The organism is Macrococcus bovicus, assembly GCF_030376725.1.
Classification (GTDB): domain Bacteria; phylum Bacillota; class Bacilli; order Staphylococcales; family Staphylococcaceae; genus Macrococcus; species Macrococcus bovicus.
On sequence record NZ_CP128470.1, the window covers coordinates 91,470 to 116,868 of the forward strand.

A 25,399-nucleotide genomic window follows, 5' to 3' on the forward strand; every position below is an offset into this window, starting at 1 on the left:
AGAGACAACGATATGGTTGTCTCTTTTTTGTGTTTCTATGTGCAGCTTGGGTATAAGTATAGAAAAAGGAGGCAATCTATGGGAACTTATGCAAGAGAACACAAATGGTCCGGCTTTATTTTCGGTATCGGTTTAGCTGGATTTGTAGATGAAATTGTTTTTCACCAGTTTCTTCAGTGGCATCATTTCTATGATCAGATGACGAAAGAGATTGGACTCTTATCGGATGGAATCCTTAATTCGATGTGTGGCTTCTTTATTATTTTCGGTCTGTTTTTACTGGCTGATGCGAGAAGGAAGTATCAGACGGACTGGGTGTTCTGGATAGGACGCACATTGATGGGAATGGGCTCTTTTCAGTTTTATGATGGCATCATCAATCATAAAGTGCTTCGCATGCATCAGATTCGTTATGTGGACAATGTCCTCACTTACGATATTATCTGGCTGGTTGTCGCCGTATGTATGATTGTCATCGGCTTCTTCATGTCACGCAAAAGAGAGATGATGAAGTAATGCACGCACATCATTCAGGGAACCCCGTAGATGCGATTATCATCTTCTGTGCACTGGTGATGAGCGCAGGCTACTTGTATGCAGCTTACAGAAAAAAGTGGCCTGTCTATCGTTCCGTCCTGTGGATAGCGGGCATTATCAGTGCACTTATAGTCATGGTAGGGCCATTCGCAGAAGAGATGCATCATCAATTCGTCTATCACATGTACGGGCATCTTCTACTGGGGATGCTTGCACCGCTTCTTCTAGTCCTTGCGATGCCTTTAAGATTACTTTTAGGGACGCTCCCTGTTAAGAGTGCCCGGCGTTTCTCCCGTTTCATGGCTAGTCCTTATATACGGTTCATTGCACATCCGGTCACCGCGACCATCCTCAATACGGGTGGGCTGTGGCTGCTTTACCGGACTGACTTGTTTATGATGATGCATCATAATATATGGCTGTATTATGCGATTCATTTCCATATTTTCGCTGCAGGCTATTTATTCACCGCGGTGATGCTCGAACTGGACCCGCTGAGACATCCTTATTCTTTTAAGTTCCGGGCTATTGTCATGATGGTTTCTGTTGCACTGCACCAGATACTCTCTAAGTCCTTTTATCCATATCCACCCGCTGGTGTAGAGGTGCTGCAGGCCCAGGCCGGCGCTGTAGTGATGTATTACGGCGGTGATGTGATCGAACTCATCCTTATCTTTATCATGTGCCTGGGCTGGTATCGTTCCGTACGGCCAGGTAAAATTTCTCATGCATAAAAGGAGATATTCATCAGAATATCTCCTTCACTATTAATGAGCCATCATCTCATGAGCGATGTCTTTGCCTGACATATCACTGAAGTAATAAGTCGGCCAGTGATCCATTTCTTTGAGTAGTTGCGCGCGGTCATTCCCCATATAAATATGGAAATGTTCAGCGAGTTTCGGTGCGATATTATGGTCGCTGAATTGAACATACTCGGGTGCTTCTTTATCGCCGGATACTTTCTTGAAGATGAAGCGGACTCCACGATTTCCTTTTTTATAAGTCAGAATCTCTTTGCCGTCATAATGATATTTACCGGAAATCTTGTGCTTGCCTTTATAGAAGTCAATCGTGTCTTCACCAATAGTGATGCGTGACACATCAGTCTGGTAGCCGGTGGTATAGTATTTCTTATATTCAGCTGCTGTCATCTCGTCTTTTTCTTCTGCTTTATGTTCGAATACGGGGTCTAATGTGCCGTCCTGAAGATAAGGATACACTGATTGCCAGTCACCTTCCCAGTCTGTCAGTTGACGATCTTTCACCTGGTTGTCTTTGAAGTAACCTTCATAGATCTTTTTGTCGGCAGCTGACATATGATCGTGGTCGTGATGATGGGCATGTTCTTCTGACTTCATTTCAGTAGTGACTTTTTCTGCATGTTTTTTCACTGAATCCTGCTGAGTCCCACATGCTGCTAAAATCAGTGTCAAAGATGCGATGCTGAGTCCTTTAGTAAAATAGTTCATGGTGCCTCCTATAAAACGTAATAGTTACGATTTATAATTATAGATATAACCGCTGTAAACGTCAACACACAATTCGCAAATTATTTTTAACGTACGTCTATTTAAAACTGATAATAAAGAAGGAGTTATATGCAGATATTCAGAGTAGCTGCTGATCATAAAGTCAGTGCGCAGTACTTGGATAACAGAAGGTTGTCTAAACAAGTGCTCGAATTATACCAGATCATTCGTGTCTGTCTGGCCGAATTGAAGATTATAGAAGGGAATACGCGCTATTTACATCATCCTATCGTCAAGCAGGCGTATAATAACGGAAAACCTTATATCATGGATCTCTATCACATGCTTGTAGAAATGGACCGGGAACATCAGCGGCGAGGGGGTAAACGTTCTGCGGCCTTTAAAGAAGACCTGGAGACGCTGGCAGATATCATATACGCGAATCAGGAAGCATTTTCACATGATCCGCTGCCCCCTTATTATGTATACGGGGAGACAAAGCTGGAAGGTGAAGGGGTGTATGAAGCCTATCAGAGCCTTCTTCATGACAAATGGTTGAATGATACCATCAGTCCGCGCTGCGGCTTTCAACCCAAAAAAACTGACGTCTGAACGTCAGTTTTTTTCACTTAATATACTGCTTTCTTGAAGATATTTAACCTCATATTTATGCGCAAGTTGATAAAGCAGCTGGTTGATAAGGTCATTTGTTTCAGGCACTTGCTCCAGTAGCGGCAGAAAGGCCTCTTTTTCTTCTGCTGTCGCTTTTTTCTTGAAGTAACCCCATAGATGCTGATATGTGTTGAGCATAGAACCGCGCGTAGGCTCGAGCGTATAGGCCTCACGGATCTGTTCATTCAGGCTATCGATATCCGTCAGCTGTTCTTTCATCAGTCGTCTGATCTCGTTGTAGTGAAGCTGACTGTGGTACATCACTTTATATTTTTCCTCACGCCAGCGTTTTTCGACTGCTTTTTTCTGTTCTTTTTGATCAGCCATATAGATTTGTGATCGCTTCTTTAATAGTTGGATAGTTAAATCTGAAGCCTGCTGCAGTGAGTTTATCCGGTAGGACACGCTGACCCTCCGTGACCATTATCGCTTGGTCACCCAGTAACGTCTTCAGCATCACCTCAGGTACAGGTATGAGGTGAGGTTTATGGAGGACTTCAGCGATTGCTTTCCCGACCTCCTCCTGCGTGGCAGGTTGTGGTGCCGTACAGTTATAGACACCTGTCAGTTGTTGGTCATAAATAAATAGAAGAGCCCGAATGAGATCGTCTATATGAATCCATGAATAGACTTGCTGACCATCACCGATATTGCCACCGAGATAGAGCTGATACGGCTTCACCATTAAAGGGAGCGCGCCGCCTTGGTGCGAGAAGACAACCCCGAATCTGCAGTAAGCAGTCGGTACATCCAGTTGAGCAGCTGCCTGTTCCCATAAATGAACGGTTTTAGAGAGAAAATCGAATGCTTCGAAATAATGGGCTTCTGTATAAGTGAGATGTTTGGCAGGTGGGTAATAGCCTACCGCACTTGCAGAAATCAGAAATGGTTTCTTCTGTTGCCGTTCAATAATAGCTCCCAACTTCTTTGTCGATTCTACTCGGCTGTCAACAATCGCCTCTTTATGCGCCTGTGTCCAGCGTTTGCTAAGACTTGCGCCAGCGAGATTGATGATCAGCTCCACTTCAGGAATGCTTGATAAATAATCGTCATTAGTCCAGTTGATATATCTAACATTTCTCGAATCTTCTTTATCTGAGCGGGTCAGGATATAAAATTCATAGTCAGCTGATTCAATTAAACGAGAGCCTACAAGCCCGGTCCCGCCAGTCAATAATATTTTTTTCATGTATTACCCCCCTTTTGTTAATCTTATACCCTCTTTAGCGATAGGAGCCTCATGATAAGTGATTAAATTAAAAAGAAGGCGGGTAGATAACAGAGGTATAGAATTAAGGGAGGCATAATCATGGGTAAAATTAAAGCAAATCTTGCATTGGTCAAAGCACTGAAAAACTGGGGCATCGACCACGTCTATGGTATTCCAGGCGACTCAATTGATTCAGTGGTAGATGCACTTAAGCACGAAGAAGACAGCATCAAGTTCTATAACGTCAGACACGAAGAAGTAGCGACACTTGCAGCAGCAAGTTATACAAAGTTAACAGGTAAAATTGCTGTTTCTTTAGGCATCGGCGGACCAGGTGCTGTCCACTTACTGAACGGTATGTATGATGCTAAAATGGACAATGTGCCGACACTTGTCTTATGCGGACATACAAATACAGATCAAATCGGTACAGGCTATTTCCAGGAAGTAGATATCTCTACTATGTTTCAAGGTGTAGCAGTATTCAACCAGATTGTAACAGACCCAAATCGCATCTTTGATACCGTCAATGAAGCGATTAAAACAGCATACGATGAGTCAGGCGTTGCAGTATTGACTATCCCGGGAGATATTCTTAAGACGGAGATTGAGGATAATACGCTTGATAAGAAATATGAATACGTCAGACCCCACTTCACGGCGCCGGCTGATAAAATCGCAGCAGCAGCAGAATTGATTCGTAACAGTAAAAATCCGGTTGTTCTTGCGGGTGTCGGCACGAAAGATGCGAAGGATGAAGTGATTCATTTCATTGAACATATTAAAGCGCCTGCCATGATTACACTTCCGGGTAAAGGTATTATTCCGGATACGCATCCACAGTCACTGGGTAATATCGGTAAGATTGGTACGAAACCTGCTTTTGAAGCGATGAAAGAAGCAGATTTACTTATCTTATTAGGTACAAACTATCCGTATGTCAATTATCTGCCAGATGGTCATGTGCCCTGTATTCAACTTGATATTAACTTGAAAAATATCGGTAAACGTTATGATGTGGATGTTCCGCTGATAGGTCAGGCTAAAGATATTCTGCCAGAGTTAACGCAGGCATGTGATACAGTAAGTCGTCGTCCGTTCTTGGAGGCATGTCAGGAAAATATGGTGAACTGGAACAAGTGGCTGGAAGAAGACCGTATGAAAGACTCTACTCCTATCCGTCCGGAACGTGTGATGGCAGAAATCGAGAAAATAGCTGAACCAGATGCGACGTTCTCAATTGATGTGGGTACTTCAACAGTCTGGAGTACAAGATATTTAAGACTGGATCATCAGAATAAATTCATTACATCTGCTTGGCTGGGCACAATGGGCTGCGCATTACCAGGTGCGATCGCCTCTAAGATTGCCTTTCCGGAGCGTCAGGCCATTGCCATTGCCGGTGATGGCGGCTTCTCAATGGTGATGCAGGATTTTGTGACTGCAGTCTACTACAACTTGCCGATGATTGTAGTGGTCATGAATAACCAGCAGTTATCATTTATCAAATATGAACAGCAGGCAGCCGGAGAACTGGAATATGCCATCAATTTAGCAGATATTGATTATGCTAAATTCGCAGAAAGCTGCGGCGGTATAGGGATCAATGTCACGAAACCGGAAGAACTTGCGCCGGCTATGCAACAAGCAAAGGCAGCCAATAAACCTGTCATTGTTAACGTATATGTCGATCAGGATGCGGCCCCGCTGCCAGGCCAGATCGTCTTTGATGAAATGTTAGGCTATGCTAAGTTTGAAATCCGTTCACTGCTTGAAGAAGGTAAACTTGAAAAAATGCCACCGCTTAAAACGCTGATCAGACGTGTCCTATAGATAGATTAACCGGAAGCAACCATGCTTCCGGTTTTTTTATATTTTTCTGTTATATAATAATGAAAATCTAGTGTTCACAATCTTATATTCTCTTTGTGAAATTTTGTACTTATTCCTTTATGATGATTGATATTAAAGTCTGTCTTTCTATTTATATGTATATAACATAATCTATAAATGCTATTATAGCAAGGTTTTACAAGTCTGAAGAATATTCAGAAATATTTTACTTTATTACTTAAAAGCGATGAATTTGTGATTTACAACTTGTGAAATTACTGTATAATAACAGAGAAAATATATTTCTTATATAAAGGAAAGAGGTAAAAGTTAATGGAAGACAATCAATTACACAGAGGACTGAGCTCACGTCAAGTCCAGATGATTGCACTCGGCGGAACGATTGGTGTGGGATTATTTATGGGGGCTTCCAGCGTTATTAACTGGGCCGGACCATCTGCACTCTTTGCGTATTTAGTAGCAGGTATTTTCTTATTCTTCATCATGCGCGCAATGGGGGAAATGGTTTACTTATATCCTACAACGGGTTCATTTGCTCAGTATGCCAATGATTACATTCACCCGGCAGCGGGTTATGCAACGGCCTGGAGTAACATATTCCAGTGGGTAGTCGTCGGGATGAGTGAAGTCATTGCGGTCGGTCAGTATATGCAGTACTGGTGGCCGGACTTACCGACTTGGCTTCCTGGTCTGATTGTAGTTGTCACACTCGCTGTTGCGAACCTGGCATCTGTTAAAGCATTCGGTGAATTCGAATTCTGGTTTGCTATGATTAAAGTTGTCACGATCATTCTGATGATTATTGCCGGCTTCGGTGTAATCTTATTCGGTTTCGGGAATGGCGGAAACCCTATCGGTTTCGGTAACTTAACGGAACATGGCGGCTTCTTCCCGAACGGATTGACAGGTTTCTTATTTGCTCTGTCTATCGTTGTAGGGGCTTATCAAGGTGTTGAGTTGATCGGTATTACTGCGGGTGAGACAAAAGACCCTCAGAAAAATATTCAAAAAGCGGTTAACAGCATTGTATGGCGTATCCTGATTTTCTATATCGGTGCAATCTTTGTTATCGTTACTGTTTATCCATGGGACGAGTTAGGTACGATCGGCAGCCCGTTCGTTGCGACATTCGCTAAAATCGGTATTACGATTGCAGCTGGACTGATTAACTTCGTCGTAATTACGGCGGCAATGTCCGGCTGTAACGCAGGTATCTTCAGTTCTAGCCGTATGGTTTATACACTGGCTCAAGAAGGAAAAATGCCAGCTATCTTCGGTAAAGTATTAAAAACAGGTGTGCCATTCTATGCAGTACTGGCAATCTCTATCGGTATTTTCTTAGGTGTTATCTTGAACGTTGTTATTCCAGGCGCTGATAAAATCTTCGTCTATGTTTACAGTGCATCTATCCTGCCGGGTATGGTGCCATGGTTCATGATTCTGCTCAGCCATATGCAGTTCAGAAAGAAACATCCGGAACTGATTGAGAATCATCCGTTCAAGATGCCAGGTGCCCCTGTTACAAACTGGCTGACAATTGGATTCTTAGTCCTTGTTCTGATCTTTATGCTGATCAATCCAGATACACGTGTTTCAGTGATCATCGGCTTTGTATTCCTTGCTGTTGTCACAGCAGCATACTTCCTGCTGGGCTATGATAAAAAGGATAAAGCACGCGGTACACAAGAAAGAGCCATCTACCGTGATTAATATGAATGAGCGATACTTCGGTATCGCTTTTTTATTTCTCCGGAAATATGATTGACTTTAAGGACGGACAGGTATACAGTTTAAATACAAATACATAACAGAAACACTAGGGGTGTTATTGTAACTGAGACGAGGTAACCTCGAACCCTTTGAACCTGATCTAGTTGATGCTAGCGGAGGAAAGTGTGTAGATTTTATTTTCTATGTCTTTTTTGACGCGCAATCATCTTGTGATGGTTGCGTGTTTTTTGTTGAGGAGGAGATAGAAATGAGAAAAGGTCTGACGTTATCAGATATTTTAGTGACAGTGCTCGTAGCAGTCATTTTTGGTTTCATCTACAATTTATGGTGGCTGCCTTATGAAGCCATTAAGCCGTTCGGGCTGCATATTGAACAGCTGACTTATGGCATGTGGTTCGCAGCAGCTGTCGTGGCTTACTTGATTGTACCTAAATTCGGCATTGCTTTACTGGCAGAATTTGCAGCAGGTGCCGGTGAAACGATCGTGATGGGGAAGTTTGATATTCCGACATTTGTCTTTGCCTTATTGCAAGGTCTGGCATGTGAACTGGTTTTCATGGCTTTCAGATATCGTTCCCGTAGTGTCATGGTATGTATTTTAGCAGGTCTTGCCGCGGCCTTCATCAGTTTGCCGATTGACTATTTCTATGGTTACATGAGCGAAGTCGCAACGTGGAATCTGATTCTTTTCATCGTCTTCCGGCTGCTCAGCGGGGCAGTGCTGGCGGGCATTCTCCCTTATATACTCGTCAAGGCACTTGATCAGACCGGTGTAACCCGTCTATTCCGCTCTGCATCACAGGAAGATTATGACGCACTCTAAACTTAAGGTAACAGATCTGCGGCTGAAATATCCCGGGGCTAAGGATAAGATATTTGACGGGTTATCGATTGATATCAAAGAAAAGGAAAAGGTACTGTTATTAGGACCTTCCGGCTGCGGGAAGAGCACGCTCCTCAACGTACTGGCAGGTATTGTACCTGAGTTGATCGAGCTGCCTCTGAAGTACGAGGAACGGCTGATTGATCCGCATGCTGCTGTGATTTTTCAGGATCCTGATAGTCAGTTCTGTATGCCGAAAGTCTATGAGGAGCTGGCATTTATTCTGGAAAACAGACAAGTGCCACGAGGTGAAATGGACCAGCGTATTGAACGCGTTCTTCGAGAAGTAAAGCTGGATGTCGATAAAAGTCAGTTCATCCATCAGCTGAGTGGTGGCATGAAACAGAAACTGGCGATCGCAGGCACTTTACTTCAGCAGGCTGAGACCCTCTTTTTAGATGAACCTTCTGCCATGCTGGATACTGAAGCGACAGAACAGCTCTGGTCTCTCTTGATTGCTCTTTGGCATGACCAGACAGTCGTGATTGTTGAACATAAAGTCGAGCATATCTGGTGGCATGTTGACCGGGTCATAGTGATGAATGAAAAAGGCGAGATTGTCCAGGAAGGTGCGCCTTCCTATATATTAGAGCATTACGAATCGCTTCTATCAGCATATGGTATATGGCATCCGAATGCCTGGCAGCACGCGCCCGCTGCTTTGCAGAAGAAAGAAAAAGTCGAACCGGTATTTCACTACCAGAATGGCATGATTAAACGCGCTAAAAAAACGCTGTACGCAGTCGAGGAGCTGCAGATCGGCTTAGGGGAATGGATTGTCATCACCGGCCAGAATGGTACGGGAAAGACGACGCTTCTTGAAGCGATGCTCCAGATGATCCCTTATGATGGTGTGATGCATTATCGGGATAAAAGGCTCCGAACTGTCCGCGATGCTGCCGCCCATCTGTATCTGGTCTATCAGAATCCGGAACTCCAGTTCATCGAGAACAGCGTCTATGATGAAGTCTATGTCAACTACTATCATCAGAATAAGGAAACGGCACAAGATAAAACGATACAGATGCTTGAGCTTTTGCAGCTCAAGCATGTCAGTCATCAGCATCCTTTTGAACTGTCGATGGGCCAGAAAAGACGGCTGAGTGTCGCGACAGCGCTTAGTTCCCCGGCAGATATGATTCTGCTCGATGAACCGACATTCGGCCTGGATAGTCATAATACCTTCCAGCTGCTGACACTTTTCTGGGAGCGGGTGGAGAAAGGTCAGACTGTGATGATGGTAACACATGATCCGCATATCGTGTCACGTTATCCGACAAGACGTTTCCATATTGCAGAGAATCAGCTGAAAGAAGTGGGTGCACCCTATGTATGAACAGTTTAAGACACGGATGACGGTGATGGACCATGTGAATATCCTGACGAAGATGGCAGCGGGTGTCTTGCTCTTCTTTCTGGTCATCTTCATCCACCGTTTTGATGTCATGCTTTATATGACATTATTGATGTTCATTTTCATGCTGCTTTTTTCTGGAACACGCTTAAAGCTTGTATTGGTCATTTTCTCGGTTATCGCACTCTTCAGTCTCACTTCTTCTCTTTTTATGATTTTCTATGGCGACGGGCACGAGACACTTTTTAAATGGGGGATGGTTCATATTACGACAGAGAGTCTCTTCAGAGGTCTTCATCTGTCGCTCAGGACCCTTACTGTGAGCTGTCTCGGGCTGACGATTGCCTTTACTACTCAGATTGTCATGATTTTCTATAGCCTGATGCAGCATTTAAAAGTCAGACCGAAGTATGCCTATGCTTTTATGGCAGCGATACGAATGGTTCCGTTGATGATAGAGTCCTTCTTTCAGCTCAGAAATTCGCTGAAGATGCGTTATCAGATGATAGATCCGGGTCAGTACAGAGGTGTCAGACGTTTAAAGCATCTGTTGATCCCGCTGATGAGTCAGAATATACGTAAAGCACACCGGCTGGCTGTTGCCATGGAGAAAAAGGGTTTTAAGGATGGTCCTCGAACTTACTATTACCGCGTGCCATTCAGTTTTTATGATGCAATCTTTATTATTCTGATGATAGCGGTAGTTGTCGCTGCGTTTCTTTTGGCAGCTACCTTGCCTATTACTGGACTTGAAGATGTAAGATAGAACGTGCCTACGCCTTATCCTGAATGACAGGATAAGGCGTGCAGTATTTTTATGAAGATAGCGCTATCATGATGCAGATTGATAGTCAGATGATGACAGTAAATGTGTACTTTATCTTTTAGGAGCCAGGGCTTATGATAGAACTATATGAAAGGGGATAGACATGATGAGTTTATGGCAAAACGCAGAAGCACGTGCAGCTCTTCTGAAGCAGATTGTTCAATTTGATAGTGTGACACTGTCAGAAGGAGAGAAGCAGTTTCCGTTCTTTATTCAGCAGATGCTTATGGATTTACCTTACTTTAAGGAGCGGGAAGAACAGGTAATCCTAGCGCCGACTGGGGATGGTCGACATACGCTGATGGCACATTACAAAAGTAGCTCCAAAAAAACCATCGTACTGATCAGTCATTACGATACAGTGGGCATCGATGACTTCGGTGATTATGCCCAGGCAGCATTTGATATGGATGCAATTACAACGTTATTCAAAGAAGACGATGCCTATTTGAATGCGACAGCAAAAGAAGATCTGGCAAGCGGAGAATATCTCTTTGGACGTGGTTCGATGGACATGAAGCCGGGTCTTATGCTTCATCTGTCATTAATCGAAAAAGCGATTCTTGAGGAATGGGATATCAATCTGCTGCTCATGACGGTGCCTGATGAAGAAGTGAATTCACTCGGTATGCGTACAGCGATGATGAAACTGTATGATATTGTCCAGCAAGAAAAGCTGGATATTGTCCTCTATCTGAACAGTGAACCGACTTTCCAGCAGCAAGCATCGGATAATGCCCATTATGTTTATTCCGGCTCTATAGGCAAACTGATGCCGGCTGTTCTTTGTTATGGTGAGGAAACGCATGTCGGCACACCGATGAACGGAATCAGTTCCAATTTCATGCTGAACTTCGTTAATCAGCTAATGGAATATAACCGTCATTTCAAGGAGACTTTTGAAGACGAAGCGACACCTCTGCCTGTTGCGCTGATGAATAAAGATTTAAAAGATTATTATGATGTACAGACGCCGTTCCGTTCTGTCGCACTATATAATGTCTTTTCATTTAAACAGACCGCAGCAGAGGTCTTCAGCCAGTTCAATACTATTGTCAAGGAAGCAAAAGAGAAATGTGAACAAGCTTATCAGCAGATCTTTGAACTTGAACAAGTGGAGAGAACGCTCGATATAAAAGTGCTGACTTACGAAGAACTTCTGCAGCAGGCAACTGAGCAGCTCGGCCGGGAAAAAGTGGAACATATCATCAATCAAGCAACAGAAGAACCGGCACTGTATCTGCAGAACATTCATGTCGTAGACGAGTTGATGAAGAACTGTAAAGCAATCGGTCCTGCGATGATCACATTCTTTGTACCGCCTTATTATCCGGCGGTCAATGCATCCTATCATGCGGAAATTGAAGATTTGATTGAGCAGGTCAGAAATGCAGCCGCAAGTTATGGCCGTGAGAGTAAACGTCTGCATTATTTCAATGGTATCAGTGACTTGAGCTACTGTCTAAGTGATAGCGCCGGCAGCGGAAAAGTCTATGCGGATAACACGCCGACCTTTAACCGGACCTATCACATTCCATTTGAGGAAATCCATGCTATTCAGGCACCTGTCTTTAACTGCGGACCGATTGGTAAGGATGCCCATAAGGTAACAGAAAGACTGAACAGACAAAGTGCTTTCGAAGAGCTGCCGGTCATGCTCGAGCATATTGTACATTATTACTTGGAGAAGTAGAATACGCCCGCCTTTAAATAGGCGGGCGTATTTTTAGTTGAGTCTTGTCTGGCAAGTACCTGTCTGAATGACCTCAAGTGCTGCGTTCAAGCCGCCCTCAACCAGATTTTTTACGGCGACATCTGTATAGAAGGCGATATGAGGTGTCACAATAATTTTGTCGTGTTCAATCAGACGCAGCAGATCTTTGTCTGTAATCTCCTGACCGCTGAAGTCTTTGGGGAAATAGCTGCTTTCAAACTCATACGTATCAAGTGCAGCAGCAGCCAGTTGACCATTATCAATGGCTTCAATGAGAGCGGCGGTATCAACCACACTGCCACGTGCTGCATTGATGAGGATGGCACCTTTTTTAAATTGAGCGAACATCTCTTTATTGAAGAGGTGGTGATTGTCACTTGTTGCTGGCATATGCAGGGAGACGATGTCCGCTTCTTTGACTGCTTCTTCTATAGAATCTTTGTAATCAATCCATTCTCTTGCTTGGTCATTCGGATAGAGATCGTAGCCGACTACAGTCGAGTCAAAACCTTTAAATATCTTTCCGGTGATCTGACCGATACGTCCTGTACCGATGATTGCGACGGTCAGACTTTTGATTTCTTTAGACATGATAGCAGGCTGCCATCTGAAATCATGACGTCTGACATGCTCATCGATGAGCGTGGTTTTACGGATGAGATTGAGAGCCATAGTGACGGCATATTCTGCAATAGAGTTCGGTGAATAGCTTGGTACATTTGAGATAATGATGTGATGGGCTCTGGCCGCTTCCAAATCATACATATCATAACCGGCACTGCGCTGTGCAATCTGTTTGATACCGATAGCTGCTAAACGCTCATAAATTTCGGGTGCCAGTTTTCCGGTCTGCTGTGTCGTCACACCATCATAACCTTTAAGCGAATCGATTGTCTCAGGTGTCAGAATTTCAGAGGAGATGGTGAGCGCCACGTTGTTTTTCTCCGCCCAGTTCAAAGCGGCAGGTCTTTCGTCTTCGCGGGCACCGAACATCATTATTTTAGTCATTTATTTATCCTCACTTTCAGTCTGGAATTTGAATACGTCTGAATCATACAGTTTAAATACTTTGGTGAATAAGTAATGGAAGATGAACGCTGACACAAATGGAATGACAAAATAGACCAGAATCAGCAGTAACAGATTCATCATGGCATTGCCTTCCATGAATTTAAAAGCATTGATGGGTCCGACGAGACCAGAAAAGCCGAAACCTGCTGATTCTTTAGTTCCTTGGATACCCATCAGACTACCGGCCACTCCTGTAACAGCGGCTGTCAGTGCAATCGGCAAGGCAATAATCGGATATTTGAGAAGGTTTGGCATCATCATTTTCATGGCACCCAGAAAGACAGCGATAGGGACACCCGCTTTATTGACGCGCACAGTACCGACGACCAGCATACAGGCAGCAGCAGCGACCCCTAAATTCGCAGCACCAGAGGCAAGGCCGGAGATACCGATCGCCATAGAGATGGCCACCGTTGAAATAGGTGAAACAATCAGTATACTGAATGAAATCGCAATCAGAAGACACATAACAATCGGTTGTAAAGTAGTGAAGCTGTTGATCAGCTGGCCGAGACTTGATGTGATGAGTTTGACGTAAGGTAATAGAATGATCCCGATAAACCCTGCAATACCACCCGCTATAATCGGCAGGAGGATAATAGTCAGGCTGCCTAAGCGGTCTTTGATCCAGAGAATCAATAAGACGGCGATAGAAGCGGTGATCATCGTGTTAATCAAGTCTCCGATACCTGTTAAGACCCATGCATTCTCTTTGAAGATAGCAGCACCACTACCTACGAATGCGGCTGTACCGACAATCACTGTCTGAATCGGATTAAGTTTGAACTGCATGCCGATTAATACACCCACGAGGACTGGTACGGTGAACTGGATACCGACTACCACGCTGTTTAACGTGGCGAAAATAGGATGATAAGGCGTCAATGCTTTGAATAACTCACCGAGAATAGCATTCGGAATTAAACCGACGACAATACCGAGCGCAACCCCGGCTAACACTTTGTTGATAAAATCTTTTGCAGAAATGCGGTTTACTGTTTGGTCCATAAAGAACGCTCCTTTTAATTGTGAAATAAATCACATTTATCTTGCTTTCATTATAGCTTGATTGTGAAAAAAGTTCAATGTATTTTTGGTATGACTTAAATTTTTTGAATTATCTTAATATTGAATTCATATCATTTACATTTCCGTTGAGAATATAAGCGTTCTACTGATAATCATCACGTTGCAGACGGATGTTAAAAATGTTCATCTATAGGATGAAAAGTCATATTTCATTCAAGCTTTCTTCATTGACTTCAACCAGCAATCATGTAACAATAGGGGAGTACTAGATTATAATAATTATAATCTAAAATCTATTCATTATTCGGAGGGTTCATTCATGTCATTAATCAACAAAGAAATCTTGCCATTCACAGCAAACGCTTATAATCCTAAAGAGGATAAATTCATTGAAGTATCTAACGAGTCAATGAAAGGCGACTGGAGTATTGTCTGCTTCTACCCAGCTGACTTCACGTTTGTCTGCCCGACTGAATTAGAAGACTTACAAGATCACTATGCAACATTACAGGATTTAGGGGTTAATGTTTACTCTGTATCTTGTGATACGCACTTCACACATAAAGCATGGCATGACCACTCAGATGCTATCTCTAAAATTGAATATACAATGATCGGTGACCCATCTCACACTATCGCTCGCAACTTTGATGTATTAGACGAAGCTGAAGGTCTGGCTCAACGTGCGACATTCCTGATCGATCCGGACGGTGTAGTGCAAACAATGGAAATCAACAACGACGGCATCGGCCGTGAAGCAAGCGTACTTGTAGATAAAGTCAAAGCTGCTCAATATGTGCGTACACATGACGGTGAAGTATGTCCGGCTAAATGGAAAGAAGGATCAGAGACATTAACGCCTGGTCTTGACTTAGTCGGTAAAATCTAAGACGACTCTCACTATTGAGAGAAAAAAGCCACAACGTTCTATGAACGTTGTGGCACTTATTTGAGGAGGGATATCGATGTTAGACAAAACGTTGAAACAGCAGCTGGCACAGTATCTTGAACTGCTTGAAGGAGAAGTGGTCCTGACAGCAAGTGCCGGAGAAGATAAAGCATCACAGGATATGATGGACTTACTAAAAGAAGTCGCAGAGATGACATCGCGCATCACTTTAAAAGAATCTTCCTTGAAACGGACGCCTAGCTTTACAGTGGGACGTCCAGATGAAGAAGCAAGAATTACATTTGCAGGTGTACCTTTAGGTCATGAGTTCACATCATTTGTATTAGCGCTCCTGCAAGTCAGCGGCCGCGCGCCGAAAGAAGAGCAGTCTACACTTGAGCAGATTGCCAAGTTAGACCAGCCGCTTCACTTTGAAACATATATCAGTCTGACGTGTACCAAATGTCCGGATGTCGTACAGGCTCTGAATCTGATGTCTGTCGTGAATCCGAATATCACACATACCATGATTGATGGTGCAGTCTTCCGCGAAGAATCTAAAGATATCATGGCAGTGCCAAGCATCTTCCTGAACGGTGAAGAATTTGGCAGCGGACGCATGACAGTGGACGAAATTGTCGCGCAAGTCGGCGGTGGTCTGGACGCAGACGAACTGAATGCGAAGGAAGCTTACGAAGTACTGGTAATCGGCGGCGGTCCTGCAAGTGCAGCAGCAGCTATCTACGCAGCACGTAAAGGTCTGCGGACAGGTATGGTAGCAGAACGGATCGGCGGCCAGGTCAATGACACAGCAGGCATCGAAAACCTGATCGGTGTTAAAGAGACGACAGGTCCTGCTTTATCACAGAACCTAGGTGAACATATCCGTGACTATGATATCGATGTGATGACAGCAGTCCGTGCTAAGAGCATTGAGAAAGTCAACGATATGGTTGAAGTAGAACTGGATAACGGTGCGAAACTGTCTTCTAAAACCTTAATTATCGGTACGGGTGCTAAATGGCGTAACATGAATGTGCCGGGTGAGGCTGAATTCAAAAACAAAGGTGTCGCTTACTGTCCGCACTGTGACGGTCCGCTCTTCGAAGGAAAGCGTGTCGCAGTTGTCGGCGGTGGTAACTCAGGGGTTGAAGCAGCAATCGATTTAGCAGGTATTACAGAGCACGTCACATTACTTGAATTCGGTGATACGCTGCGTGCAGATGCTGTCCTGCAGGAACGTCTGGCTTCACTGCCGAACTCTGAAATCATCACGCAGGCCGCAACAAAAGAACTGACAGGCACAGATAAACTAAGCAGATTGACTTATACAGAACGCCATACAGGTGAAGAAAAATCAATCGACTTAGAAGGTGTCTTCGTTCAGATCGGCCTTGTACCGAACACTGAATTTGTCGGCGACACAGTTGCGCGTAATGAACGTGGCGAGATCATCGTTGACCGCAACGGTGCGACAAATGTGCCAGGTATCTTTGCAGCAGGTGACTGTACAGATCAGACATTCAAGCAAATCATCATCTCTATGGGCGCAGGCGCAACAGCTGCCCTCAGTGCATTTGACTATTTAATCAGACATTAATCCATCATCCTTCTATTTCCTTGGAAATAGAAGGATTTTTAATAGCCGGATTCACCTACAGAATATGCTAATTGACTCGGTTATCGCACGTCCCGGTCCGTATGACTTGCAGTGCGGCTTCCAGTCCATCATCGACAAGATTCTGTACGGCTACATCAGTAAAGAAAGCGATATGCGGCGTCAGAATAATTCGGTCATGATCTATCAACGTTTTAAGTGTCGTATCATCAAGCTCGCTGCCTCTGTAATCCTTCGCAAAATAGGGGCCTTCATTCTCATAAGTATCAATCGCAGCGCCGGCCAGCTGGCCTGAATCAATCGCAGCTATCAGAGCCTTTGTGTCGACGATACCCCCGCGAGCTGCATTGATGAATAGCGCCCCTTTTTTAAAGTGAGTGAACAATGCTTGATTAAACAAATGATAGTTCTCGTCATTCAGTGGAATATGCAATGAGACGATATCTGCATCATGTACGGCATCTTCCAACGTCTCTTTGTACTCGATGAAATTGGCCAGCTCGTCATTCCGAATAGGATCATAAGCCACAACTTTGCTGCCGAAACCATTGAATATACGAGCTGTGAACTGGCCGATACGACCCGTGCCGATGACAGCTACGGTCATATCTCGGATGCTCCGTGACATAATTGCAGGAGACCATCTGAAGTCATAATTCTGCACATTTTTTTCGATTTGTGCGGTATTTCTGACAAGCTGAAGTGCGGTTGTGACAGCGAACTCGGCGATGGAGTTCGGCGAGTAGCTCGGTACATTGGATAACACCAGCTCATTCTCTTCAGCCAGCTTCAAATCGAACATATCGTAACCTGCACTGCGCTGGGCAATCTGTTTAATACCGAGTTCTTTTAGAGCAGGATATACGGCTTTATCAATGAGACTCGTCTGAGAAGTGGAGATGCCGTCATATCCTGCAAGCAGATGAACATTATCCGGGGTGAGCTTCTCTTTAGTCATCGTCAGTTCTACATTATTTCTGGCAGCCCAGGCCTCTGCTGCCTGTACTTCTTCTTCGCGTGTGCTGAACATCATTATCTTTGTCATGATCATTACCTCGCTTTCAGTATTGCTATTCAGTATAATATAGTGTGAATATTAAGACAATGTGGAAAGAAAGGCCATACAAATATCAAGTCAGTCAGGCCAAGCAGGGCAAGACAAGGACAGCGCGGATTGAGAAATATATGAAGAACATTTTAGAGGGTAAAGGCATGAATGACAGATAGATGAAAAAGCGCTCAAGTCAATATCTTGAGCGCTTTTGTTATAGAATTTGCAGCAGCATTTTAATAGCAGCAGCTGCTATAAGAGCTGCGAGTATATAGCGCAGCACCGACTGATTTGTTTTTTTAGAGATACGTGTACCGACTGGTGCCATGATCAAGCTTGTGATGACAAGAGGTATCATCAGTATGAAATCCACATCTCCCGTCGCCGCTTTAATCAGAAAAGTCCCGATAGAAGAGATAAAGGCGATTATAATACTGCTCGCCACCACACTTCTAAAAGGCGCACGGAATAGAGCGAGCAGGACGGGCACGATAATAAAAGCACCCCCAGCGCCCACAATGCCCGATAGAAAACCGATTAAAGCAGCTGCGACGAATAATAAAACGGGATTGAACTGTGTTTTTGTCTGTTCGGGTCTTACTTTGACAAACATGAGGATAACAGCGAGTATAGCGAGGGCTGTATAGACGATATTGATGATACGTTCATCAAAGAGAGAAGCACTGTATGCACCGCCTATACTGCCGAGCAGAATCCCTGCTCCCATCGGCACGATTAACTGACGGCTCGCATCTGGGTTACTGCGCTGGCTGATGCTGCCACTCAGTGTACTGAAGAAAACCTGTGCGGCTGTCAGACCGCTTGCAAGATGCGGCGTGATGGTATCGATACCAAAGAGCGGTGGAATAAAGAGGAGCATCGGAAAGATAATGATAGCGCCGCCAATGCCGACCAGCCCCGAAACAAATGCCCCGATGGCTCCGATGAAGAGGAGGAGGATAAAAAGTGTCATCGTCTATTCCATTCAATCATTCCGCCTTGGACATTCGTTGTGTGAATGCCTGATTCCTCTAAATACTGACAGGCCATGCCGCTCCGGTTACCTGACCGGCAGATGATCACGTATTCATCTGTCTGATTGAACTCGGACGTTCTCGCTTCAAGCTCTGATAATGGAATATTTTCTGCCTCTTTAATGCCATCTACTGAGAACTCATCTCGTTCACGGACATCAATCAGCTTGATATCTGCCTGCTGTTTAAGCAACTGTTCTAAACTTTTGACTGTGATGGTTTTCATATTTTCTACCTACTTTTGATCAACAGATTGACAGCTTCTTTTACGAGCTCATCTGTATCTTCATTATTTTTGACATTCTCTTTGACGCATTCGGCTAAGTTCTCACTGACAATTACACCGATCAGTCTTTCAATACCGCTCCGGGAAGCACTCAGCTGCGTCACCACTTCTCTGCAGTCTTTTTCTTCTTCCATCATCTTTAGGACACCATTCAACTGTCCCTGCAGCCGTTTCAAACGGTTAATGGAATTTTTATCGTATTTCATATCATCCCTACTTTCTTTTTTTACAGTGACATTACTATATACCCCCTGAGGTATAAATGTCAATCAAAAAATACCGTACGGGGTATTTGACAAATCGTTTAAACCATATTATGATACCCCCATAGGTATTAAAAAACAGGAGGAAAATACGATGAGACGTATAGTTATTGTAGGAGGCGTTGCAGGCGGTGCATCTGTAGCAGCCCGGCTGAGAAGACTGAACGAAGAAGACCACATCATTTTAATAGAAAGAGGGCCGCATGTTTCATTCGCCAATTGCGGTTTACCCTACTATATCGGTGATGAAATTACAGATAGAAATAAATTATTGATACAGACTCCGGAACTGATGCATGACCGGATGAATATTGACGTCCGCATTCAGACGGAAGCATTGAAAATCAATAGAGCAGAGCAGCAACTGTTAGTGAAGACAGCGGGTCAGGAAGAAGTCATCGATTACGATATTCTAATCTTATCAACAGGTGCGAAACCGATTGAGATTCCTGTTGAAGGAAAAGAGCAGTCACATGTTTTCACTTTAAGAAATATCCCGGATATGGATCAAATCAAAACTTATATTGAAGAGAAGAATGTTAAGACCGCATCAGTCATCGGCGGCGGCTTTATCGGTCTTGAGATGGCAGAGAACCTGCATGCATTAGGGATTCAAGTTTCTTTATTTGAGCTCGGCAATCAGGTGATGCCAGGTGTCGATCTTGATATGGCACAAGGTATTCATGAACATCTCATCCAGCAAGGTGTCGATCTGAGACTGGAACAGTCGATTACACGGATTGATTCACAGACAGTTACAACCAGCACAAACGAGACCTTGACTGCCGATATGGTCATTATGGCAATCGGTGTCCTGCCGGAATCAACGCTCGCAGAAGAAGCGGGTCTTGAACTTGGTCTTAAAAAAGCGATTAAGACGAACGACGTATTTCAGACGAACGATGCACATATTTATGCGATCGGTGACGTCAGCGAAGTGACACATCAAATAAGCGGTCAGGCAGCACATATACCACTTGCCTGGATAGCGAACCGCCAAGGTCGTCTGCTGGCAGACCATTTAAATGGTAAAACGTTTGAGCCGCTAAAACCGATTGGTACTGCCATAGCCAAAGTATTTGATTTAAATGTGGCAAGTACTGGATTAAATGAAAAAGCATTAAAACAATTAGATAAGGAATATCACGTCATCCACGTATCTGGTCAATCGAATGCCTCTTATTATCCAGGGGCGACACCGATGACCATTAAAGTCATTTTCAGTCCGCAAGGTGAAATTTACGGTGCACAGATAGTGGGCCGTAAAGGTGTTGATAAACGGATTGATCTTATCGCTAGTGCGATGACATTTAAACAGTCAGTCGTTGATCTGCAGAAGATAGAAATCGCTTATGCGCCACCGTTCTCGTCAGCGAAGGATCCGGTCAATATGGCAGGCTACATAGCAGAAAATGTCCTGACTGATCAGATGAAGATGGCGCAGCACGATGAAATATCAGATGCTCAGCAGCTGATTGATGTCCGTGAACCGATTGAATATGACATGGGTACCATTAATAACGCAAAGAATATACCACTCGGTTCACTCAGAGAACGGCTGAATGAACTGGACCGCAATGTACCTGTCACCGTCTTCTGTCAGGTGGGTCAGCGCGGTTATAATGCAGCCCGTATCCTGAAGAATCATGGTTTTGACGTTATCAACCTGGACGGCGGCTATAAATTATACAAGCAGCTGCACACAGCGCCAAAACCCGTGGTTGACAAGAAAGAAACAGTTAAAGAAGAGGTGAAAACAGTGAGTGAAAACAGAAGATTTATTGAGGCGAGCGGCCTGCAGTGTCCGGGTCCGATCCTGAAAGTGAAAGAGAATATTGATGAGATGCAGGAAGGGGAACAGCTTGAAATCCACGTGACAGACTTCGGCTTCTGTACAGATATTGATGCGTGGGCGAATGCGACAGGCAATACGGTAATCAGCAATAAGACAGAAGGCGGCAAAGTGAAAGCCGTTGTCCAAAAAGGGCGTGCCTTACCGGTCAATGTCATGAATGACGCTGAAGGACACCAGCTCGTTGAGACGAAAAACGGAGCGACAATGGTTGTCTTCAGTGGAGACCTCGATAAAGCACTTGCGTCATTCATTATTGCAACAGGTGCAGCGTCCTATGGTAAAGAAGTCACGATGTTCTTCACCTTCTGGGGATTAAACGTCATTAAGAAACCGGGTATAAAAGTGGCGAAAGAAGGACTGGATAAAGCTTTCGCACAGATGATGCCAAAACACGCAGGTAAGCTGCCGATCTCTAAAATGAATATGGGTGGTATGGGTGCCCGTATGATTCGCCACGTCATGAACAAGAAGAAAGTGGATTCATTAGAAACGATGATCGAGAAAGCACAGTCAATGGGCGTGAAAATGGTCGCGTGTACCATGAGTATGGACATCATGGCTGTCACTAAAGAAGAACTGATTGACGGTGTAGAATACGGTGGCGTAGCTACTTACCTCGGCGATACAGAAAAAGCGAACCTAAATCTATTTATTTAAGAAGGAGAGAGAATATGTATTTTAAATCATTTTTTAACGGTCCGTTAGCGCAGATGTCTTATATCGTCGGTTGTCAGAAAACAGGAGAAGCAATCATTATTGATCCTCTCCGCGACCTGACGCCCTATATTGAGGCAGCAGAAAGTGAGAACCTTGCGATCAAATATGTGACTGAAACACATATCCATGCAGATTTTGCATCAGGTCTGCGTGAAGCAGTGAACAGACTAGGCGCTAAAGCTTATGTATCTGGTTTAGGCGGCGAAGACTGGCAGTACAAAGATGTTGAAGCAGAACGTCTGGTAGAAGGCGATGTGATTAAGGTGGGTAACGTTAAGCTTGAAGTGTTGCATACACCTGGCCATACGCCTGAAAGCATCAGTTTTCTGCTCACTGATAATCAGTCCGATATTCCGATGGGTCTGTTTACAGGGGACTTTATCTTTGTAGGTGACGTGGGTCGTCCCGACTTACTGGAGACTGCTGCCGGCGTCAAGGATTCTACCGCAATCGGTGCGAAACAGATGTACCAGTCACTTAAGAAAATGGCTGACTTACCGGATTACATCCAGATCTGGCCGGGGCACGGCGCAGGCAGCGCATGCGGCAAGTCGTTAGGCGCAGTGCCAGTAACGACGCTCGGCTACGAACGCGTGAACAGCTGGGCATTCCAGTATGAGGATGAAGAAAGTTTTATTCAGGCACTGACCAGCGAGCAGCCTGAGCCTCCGTATTATTTCAAGGAGATGAAAAGAATCAACCGTGACGGCGTCAGACCTTATTCCGCTGAACCGGTTATGCCGGTCGCTGAACTGACCGCACCCGTTATACTGGACTTACGACCGAAAGAAGTATTTGCGGAGAATGGCAGTAAGGGCATCAATGTTCCTTACAATAAGAAGTTCCTCAGTTTTGCCGGCTGGTATCTGAACTATGAAGAGCCGCTTCAGTTAATCGGAAACTTCGAAGTGGTTCAACAGGCAGCAGATGAACTGAAGCTGATCGGCTTTGATACAGTGACGGGTTATTTACCGGGCAATAAAGTGAATGGACCAGGCTATGAACAGATTGAATCCGCTGACTTTAAACGAAAAGATAAAGAAGGCATCAATATTCTGGACGTTCGTACACAAAAAGAATGGGATGACAGCCATTTCGATGGTGCAAAACATCTTCACTTCGGTAAACTGCTGGCCGAAGATATTCCGTTCAGTCAGGATGACAGAATCTATGTTCACTGTCAGTCAGGTGTTCGCAGCGCAATCGCCATGAGTATTCTTGAAAGACTGGGCTATAAACAAGCCATTAATATAAAAGGCGGTTATGAGGCAGTGAAATAAAGGCCACAGACTTGAAAATTTAGTTTTTCAGGACTATGCTTGATATAAATGATAAAGAACCTCACAAATTTGATTTGTGTGGTTTTTTTATGGGAAGGTGGACCTTATTTGAAGGCTTATTATCAGTCGCTGCTGTCAATTGATGCTGCTAAAATAGATGTTCCTAAAGGCATCAGACAAGGACTTCTGATGTTTATCGCTTTATTTATCTTCTATTTATTCGGTCAGCTGCAGACCGGACTCCTTGTATCGATGGGCGCATTGTCTCATATTTACCTTTTCGGTGGCACGCTCAAATCTAAGATAAAGACAGCTTTAATGGTGAGTGCGACATTAGCGCTGGCCATGATTTTGGGTTCACTGGTCGGACACCATGCACTCCTCTATGCTATCCTGCTGACCGCTTTTGCAGTGATACCTTTCTATATCTTTACTGCCCTAGGTGTTAAAGGACCGTCAGCCACATTTTTTATCGTGGCGTTTGGTCTTGCATCGTTCATGCCGTATCATCCTGAAACAGCGCTTTACCGAGGTGCACTCGTCATGCTTGGCGGGCTCCTGACTGTACTCGTTGTCTATATTGAGGCGCTGCTGTTCAAAAATACGGTGCAGCAACAGGCCGTCATCAATGATTTCCGCACGCTGTTCACACTTGCTCACCATTTTTCAGATGTTGAGCAGTTCAGCAAAGCGAATCAGCAGGCCCTGCAGATCTTCAGTTCCAGCAGCCAGACGCTGAGAAGTGCAGATATCGGCTTAGTGAAAGAGAATAAAGTCAACTATGAAAGACGATTGCTGCTCCATGAAATGGCGCAGGTTATCTTTGCGGAGTTACTGGAGCTTCGTTCCCGTGGTCACAAGGCAATACCAGGAGATATTATAGACATGTTCGAATATCTCTGTCTAAGTATAGAAAATCAAGCACCTGTTTCCTGGAAGAAGTCTGTGGATGTTGAGCCTCAGTTCGAAGCCCTTGCAGCTGCACTCTTTCGGACAGAAGAAGTCTTGAATGCACCCCTGGAACAATTGTCATATAAGATGCGTACAAGGGATGTTGACTATGTGGAATGTCTTATACAGAACCTGACACCGGAATCGATGGTTTTTATCATGACCTTAAAGTATGCAGCTATCATCACGGCAGCTGTGACGATGGCGCTGCTCTTTAATATTGAACGACCTTACTGGGTGGTATTGTCAGCTCATACTGTTATGCTGGGTATTCATACGGTGTCGAGCATGCAGCGGGCCGGGGCCCGCATTATCGGTACGTCTATCGGCTTGCTGATCATACTTGCCATTCTGCCTCTTAGTCCCAGTCCGCTTACTATTCTGCTGATTGTTGCAGTGACCGGCGGGATTACAGAAATGTTTGTGGCTTCCAATTATTCTCTTGCCATGATCTTCATCACCATTCAGGTTCTCATGATGTCTGCTATTGTAGCAGGACATCTGTCACAGGATTTTGCTTTGTTAAGAATAACGGATACCATTATCGGTGTTCTTATTGCGGTACTCGGCACCCTCCTCCTTGGACGTGTAACGGCATATGCTCGGTTGCCGCATATGTTAGCTTCGTTATTACGTCAGGAAGCTGTGGTCTTCCATGATCTGTTCACAAATGAACACGAGACAGAAGTCAGAAGACGTTCGTTTCCGCTTAATCAGCAGGTCTTCAATACCAGACTTACCTATACACAGGCATCAGGCGAACTGACTGCTGATAAGGCACAAGTTGAATCCTATTATGCGGTTATCACACTTCTCGAACAGATCAGCTTTGCACTTGATCGTCTGCAAAAGCAGTCGCCGCAACCATTGGATGACCATACACTGAGTGTCTATATGCTGACTTTTGCACATGTCGCAAAACAAATTGAATATCAGCGGCCTCTTGGTAAAGTAGAGCTACCGGAATTGCAGGAAGCGGATTATTTAAGAGGAATGCTGAATGAACTGCAGAAATTCTGCAGTCATGATCAAGCTGTTTCATGAGAAACAGCTTTCTTTTTCGATCGAGTCCTCTATAATAAAAGAGAAGAGACTAAGGTGT

Annotated in this window: 23 protein-coding genes and 1 riboswitch; of the genes, 14 read left to right on the forward strand and 9 right to left on the reverse strand. The window is 44.3% G+C overall.

The genetic code is table 11. The annotated features are described in order from the left end of the window. Positions 1 to 78 precede the first annotated feature (78 nt). Together QSV55_RS00860 and QSV55_RS00865 are read left to right on the forward strand one after the other, a co-directional pair. On the forward strand, positions 79 to 516 hold the full coding sequence (locus QSV55_RS00860) for a DUF2243 domain-containing protein (RefSeq protein WP_289650317.1): 438 nt from the start codon (positions 79 to 81) through the stop codon (positions 514 to 516). Next, positions 516 to 1,271, forward strand: a complete 756-nt coding sequence (locus QSV55_RS00865) for a cytochrome c oxidase assembly protein (RefSeq protein ID WP_289650318.1) — start codon at positions 516 to 518, stop codon at positions 1,269 to 1,271. The genes QSV55_RS00860 and QSV55_RS00865 overlap by 1 nt, the downstream gene beginning before the upstream one ends. Positions 1,272 to 1,304: 33 nt before the next feature. On the opposite strand, the gene QSV55_RS00870 is transcribed toward QSV55_RS00865, so the two are convergent. Continuing rightward, entirely contained in the window at positions 1,305 to 2,009 is a 705-nt protein-coding gene (locus tag QSV55_RS00870) for a metal-binding protein ZinT (protein ID WP_289650319.1), read from the reverse strand. 129 nt (positions 2,010 to 2,138) lie between these two features. Between QSV55_RS00870 and QSV55_RS00875 the strand changes: the two genes are divergently transcribed. After that, positions 2,139 to 2,621, forward strand: coding sequence for a pyrimidine dimer DNA glycosylase/endonuclease V (locus tag QSV55_RS00875; protein WP_133451771.1), 483 nt, complete (start codon positions 2,139 to 2,141; stop codon positions 2,619 to 2,621). A 3-nt stretch (positions 2,622 to 2,624) separates the two neighbouring features. Here the strand turns inward: QSV55_RS00875 and QSV55_RS00880 are convergent, their stop codons facing one another. Both QSV55_RS00880 and QSV55_RS00885 read right to left on the reverse strand, forming a co-directional pair. Next, on the reverse strand, positions 2,625 to 3,008 hold the full coding sequence (locus QSV55_RS00880; RefSeq protein WP_289650320.1) for a YbgA family protein: 384 nt from the start codon (positions 3,006 to 3,008) through the stop codon (positions 2,625 to 2,627). Then, complete coding sequence (locus QSV55_RS00885) at positions 3,001 to 3,870, reverse strand: TIGR01777 family oxidoreductase (RefSeq protein ID WP_289650321.1); 870 nt, start codon at positions 3,868 to 3,870, stop codon at positions 3,001 to 3,003. The genes QSV55_RS00880 and QSV55_RS00885 overlap by 8 nt, the downstream gene beginning before the upstream one ends. 120 nt (positions 3,871 to 3,990) lie before the next feature. Here QSV55_RS00885 and QSV55_RS00890 point away from each other — a divergent pair, with 120 nt between their 5' ends. The 6 genes from QSV55_RS00890 (at position 3,991) to QSV55_RS00915 (ending at position 12,232) form a co-directional block, all read left to right on the forward strand. Next, on the forward strand, positions 3,991 to 5,724 hold the full coding sequence (locus tag QSV55_RS00890; RefSeq protein WP_289650322.1) for a pyruvate oxidase: 1,734 nt from the start codon (positions 3,991 to 3,993) through the stop codon (positions 5,722 to 5,724). A 333-nt stretch (positions 5,725 to 6,057) separates the two neighbouring features. Next, on the forward strand, positions 6,058 to 7,455 hold the full coding sequence (locus tag QSV55_RS00895; RefSeq protein ID WP_289650323.1) for an amino acid permease: 1,398 nt from the start codon (positions 6,058 to 6,060) through the stop codon (positions 7,453 to 7,455). Positions 7,456 to 7,553: 98 nt separating this feature from the next. Then, positions 7,554 to 7,654, forward strand: a riboswitch (TPP riboswitch). 69 nt (positions 7,655 to 7,723) lie between these two features. After that, a complete protein-coding gene (locus tag QSV55_RS00900) occupies positions 7,724 to 8,299 on the forward strand; it encodes an ECF transporter S component (protein ID WP_133451766.1) in 576 nt (191 codons plus the stop codon). Continuing rightward, entirely contained in the window at positions 8,286 to 9,695 is a 1,410-nt protein-coding gene (locus QSV55_RS00905) for an ABC transporter ATP-binding protein (protein WP_289650324.1), read from the forward strand. Before QSV55_RS00900 ends, QSV55_RS00905 begins: the two co-directional genes overlap by 14 nt. Then, on the forward strand, positions 9,688 to 10,479 hold the full coding sequence (locus QSV55_RS00910) for an energy-coupling factor transporter transmembrane component T family protein (RefSeq protein WP_289650325.1): 792 nt from the start codon (positions 9,688 to 9,690) through the stop codon (positions 10,477 to 10,479). The genes QSV55_RS00905 and QSV55_RS00910 overlap by 8 nt, the downstream gene beginning before the upstream one ends. 163 nt (positions 10,480 to 10,642) lie before the next feature. Further along, complete coding sequence (locus QSV55_RS00915) at positions 10,643 to 12,232, forward strand: M20/M25/M40 family metallo-hydrolase (RefSeq protein ID WP_289650326.1); 1,590 nt, start codon at positions 10,643 to 10,645, stop codon at positions 12,230 to 12,232. 33 nt (positions 12,233 to 12,265) lie between these two features. Here the strand turns inward: QSV55_RS00915 and QSV55_RS00920 are convergent, their stop codons facing one another. Together QSV55_RS00920 and QSV55_RS00925 are read right to left on the reverse strand one after the other, a co-directional pair. Then, positions 12,266 to 13,261 (reverse strand): D-2-hydroxyacid dehydrogenase, encoded by a 996-nt coding sequence (locus QSV55_RS00920; protein WP_289650327.1) that lies wholly within the window; start codon positions 13,259 to 13,261, stop codon positions 12,266 to 12,268. After that, a complete protein-coding gene (locus tag QSV55_RS00925; protein WP_289650328.1) occupies positions 13,262 to 14,332 on the reverse strand; it encodes a PTS sugar transporter subunit IIC in 1,071 nt (356 codons plus the stop codon). A 340-nt stretch (positions 14,333 to 14,672) separates the two neighbouring features. Here QSV55_RS00925 and ahpC point away from each other — a divergent pair, with 340 nt between their 5' ends. Together ahpC and ahpF are read left to right on the forward strand one after the other, a co-directional pair. Beyond that, a complete protein-coding gene (ahpC, locus tag QSV55_RS00930) occupies positions 14,673 to 15,242 on the forward strand; it encodes an alkyl hydroperoxide reductase subunit C (RefSeq protein WP_289650329.1) in 570 nt (189 codons plus the stop codon). A 76-nt stretch (positions 15,243 to 15,318) separates the two neighbouring features. Continuing rightward, positions 15,319 to 16,842: an alkyl hydroperoxide reductase subunit F gene (gene ahpF, locus QSV55_RS00935; protein ID WP_133451759.1), complete on the forward strand. Its 1,524-nt coding sequence runs from the start codon at positions 15,319 to 15,321 to the stop codon at positions 16,840 to 16,842. Between the two features lie 67 nt (positions 16,843 to 16,909). Here ahpF and QSV55_RS00940 read toward each other — a convergent pair whose 3' ends face one another. From QSV55_RS00940 to QSV55_RS00955, 4 genes are all read right to left on the reverse strand, one after another. Next, positions 16,910 to 17,905 carry a D-2-hydroxyacid dehydrogenase gene (locus tag QSV55_RS00940; RefSeq protein WP_289650330.1) on the reverse strand — a complete coding sequence of 332 codons (996 nt, stop codon included), beginning with the start codon at positions 17,903 to 17,905 and terminating at the stop codon, positions 16,910 to 16,912. Between the two features lie 220 nt (positions 17,906 to 18,125). After that, on the reverse strand, positions 18,126 to 18,884 hold the full coding sequence (locus tag QSV55_RS00945; protein ID WP_289650331.1) for a sulfite exporter TauE/SafE family protein: 759 nt from the start codon (positions 18,882 to 18,884) through the stop codon (positions 18,126 to 18,128). Next, on the reverse strand, positions 18,881 to 19,171 hold the full coding sequence (locus tag QSV55_RS00950) for a rhodanese-like domain-containing protein (protein ID WP_133451757.1): 291 nt from the start codon (positions 19,169 to 19,171) through the stop codon (positions 18,881 to 18,883). Before QSV55_RS00950 ends, QSV55_RS00945 begins: the two co-directional genes overlap by 4 nt. 5 nt (positions 19,172 to 19,176) lie before the next feature. Continuing rightward, positions 19,177 to 19,437 (reverse strand): metal-sensitive transcriptional regulator, encoded by a 261-nt coding sequence (locus QSV55_RS00955; RefSeq protein ID WP_133451756.1) that lies wholly within the window; start codon positions 19,435 to 19,437, stop codon positions 19,177 to 19,179. Between the two features lie 151 nt (positions 19,438 to 19,588). Between QSV55_RS00955 and QSV55_RS00960 the strand changes: the two genes are divergently transcribed. The 3 genes from QSV55_RS00960 (at position 19,589) to QSV55_RS00970 (ending at position 25,341) form a co-directional block, all read left to right on the forward strand. Next, the gene (locus tag QSV55_RS00960; protein ID WP_289650332.1) at positions 19,589 to 22,006 is read left to right on the forward strand and encodes a DsrE/DsrF/DrsH-like family protein; all 2,418 of its coding nucleotides are present in this window, start codon (positions 19,589 to 19,591) and stop codon (positions 22,004 to 22,006) included. Positions 22,007 to 22,020: 14 nt separating this feature from the next. Continuing rightward, positions 22,021 to 23,346: an MBL fold metallo-hydrolase gene (locus tag QSV55_RS00965; RefSeq protein WP_289650333.1), complete on the forward strand. Its 1,326-nt coding sequence runs from the start codon at positions 22,021 to 22,023 to the stop codon at positions 23,344 to 23,346. A 108-nt stretch (positions 23,347 to 23,454) separates the two neighbouring features. After that, the gene (locus tag QSV55_RS00970; RefSeq protein WP_289650334.1) at positions 23,455 to 25,341 is read left to right on the forward strand and encodes an FUSC family protein; all 1,887 of its coding nucleotides are present in this window, start codon (positions 23,455 to 23,457) and stop codon (positions 25,339 to 25,341) included. Positions 25,342 to 25,399 lie beyond the last annotated feature (58 nt).